Origin of the sequence: Candidatus Ruminimicrobium bovinum, assembly GCF_902760015.1 — a bacterium.
In the GTDB taxonomy this organism is placed as follows: domain Bacteria; phylum Elusimicrobiota; class Endomicrobiia; order Endomicrobiales; family Endomicrobiaceae; genus Ruminimicrobium; species Ruminimicrobium bovinum.
On sequence record NZ_CACWEU010000271.1, the window covers coordinates 1 to 2,063 of the forward strand.

Here is a 2,063-nt window from a genome sequence, read left to right on the forward strand (position 1 = left end):
ACTACGATCCCGCCTCACCGAGCAGCTACACTGGTACAGTAATGAACGTGAAGAACCGCGTACGTTTCGGCTATCCGCTCGTTATCACCTGCCCGGATGTTGACAGCGTACACGTCGAGCCCGCCGCCACCACAGCAGACATCACCTGGTATGGCGATGCATCTGCCGTTGCCGTGAAGATCTATGAAGATGTGCTGCCCGTTACTATCAGCGGCGACCATGTCGCCACCGTCAGCGGCCTGCAGCCCGAGCACACTTACACACTGTCTGTCTACGCCGTCTGCGACGGAAATGACACTTCCTACTTTGCTGAGAACGTCACCTTCACCACTCTGCCCACCTGCTTGCCTGTTGCCCAGCTGACGGCCGCCGATTCGACCATCACAGACAACAGCGCTGTAATCTCCTGGCAGAACCCCGGCGAAGCCGCCAGTTTCATCGTGATGATGGGCGACAGCGTGCTGAACGATGCTTACACCGAGACCAGCTACACGCTGAGCGACCTCGTGGCCGATACCACCTACACTATCACGGTGTATGCCGTCTGCAGCGAGGATGACACCGCTCACCCCGTTACTATGACCTTCGCCACCAAGCCCAGCTGCTTGCCCGTGGCGACCCTGACGCTCTCTGACACCACTGCCCACAGCATCGTCATCTCTTGGGAGAGCGAGGCTTCCGCCTTCGCAATGGTGGTCAACAACGAGTATATTACTGACGAGAATATCGCCAGCCCCTACACGCTGACTGGCCTCGAGTCCGAGACTTGGTACTCTGTTGCTGTGTATGCAATCTGTGGCAACGACACCACACCTTATGCAGCCACTGCCAGATTCATGACTCCCCCGAGTTGCTACCCCGTGACGAACCTGACGGTTGTTGACTCAACCAACACCGGCAACAGTGTCGTCCTCACTTGGGTTAGCGATGCTCCCAACTTCGCCGTGATGGTCAACAACGTGTTTATCACTGACGAGAATATCGCCAGCCCCTACACGCTGACCGGCCTCAACCCCGAGACCCAGTACACCGTTAAGGTGTATGCCGTCTGCGATGACAACGATACCGCCAAGACCGCTCCGCAGGTGAGCTTCACCACTCCGGAGATCTGCCCCGAAGGCATGGTCTGCATCGGCGAAGGTACCACCACCAACAGCTACCTGCCCACCTACACTTACTACAACTACAGCCTGACGCAACAGATATACACTGCTGAAGAAATTGGCGCCGCCGCCAACATCCTCAGCGTTGATATCTACAACGGTGGATCGACCAAGACTCGCAACATCGATGTCTACATGGTGAACACCACCAAGACTGCGTTTGCCGACAACTACGACTGGGAGCCCGTCACCGAGGCCAACCTCGTCTATAGCGGCGAAGTGACCTTCACCGCAGGCCAGTGGAACACCATTACTTTCGCCACTCCGTTTGCCTACGACGGTCAGAGCAACGTAATCCTTGCCGTTGATGACAACACCGGAAGTTGGAGCAGTGGTTTTGCCGGCCGTGTATTCAACACCACAAGCGAGCAGGCTCTGCGCGTCTACAGCGACAACACCAACTACGATCCCACCGATCCGAGCAACTATAGCGGTACCACGATGGACGTGAAGAACCGCGTACGCTTTGCCGTCACCCCGCTGTTCACTAACTTCGACGTCACCGTCAGCGTGAACCCCGAGAATGCCGGTACTGTTACCAGCGAACCCGAGACCCTCACCGAACTTGCTGCTGGCACCGAGGTTACCCTCACCGCCACAGCCGCTGAAGGCTACCGCTTCGTGAACTGGACCATCGACAACGAAGAGGTCGACAACCAGCTGACCTACACCTTCGCTGTTGAGGCCAACGTCGACGTTGTTGCCAACTTCGAGGAGCTGTTGCCCGGTACTATCTACGACACTATTAACGCCAGCAGCGCTGATCCCACCATGGGTTCAGTGACCGCCAACGTGGCTCTTGGCCAGCCCGTTGCTGAAGGCACCGAGGTGACTCTCACCGCTGTGCCCGCCACCTGCCACACCTTCGTGGCTTGGATGGAGAACAACGAGCTTGTCAGC

The 2,063-nt window shown here is 57.4% G+C and carries 1 protein-coding gene; it reads left to right on the forward strand.

Features of this window, described 5'->3' with window-relative positions:
* Window positions 1–41: 41 nt before the first annotated feature.
* Window positions 42–2,063: fibronectin type III domain-containing protein (locus tag ACMUOV_RS08795; RefSeq protein ID WP_413854785.1), on the forward strand; the 2,022-nt coding region annotated here is incomplete at its 3' end.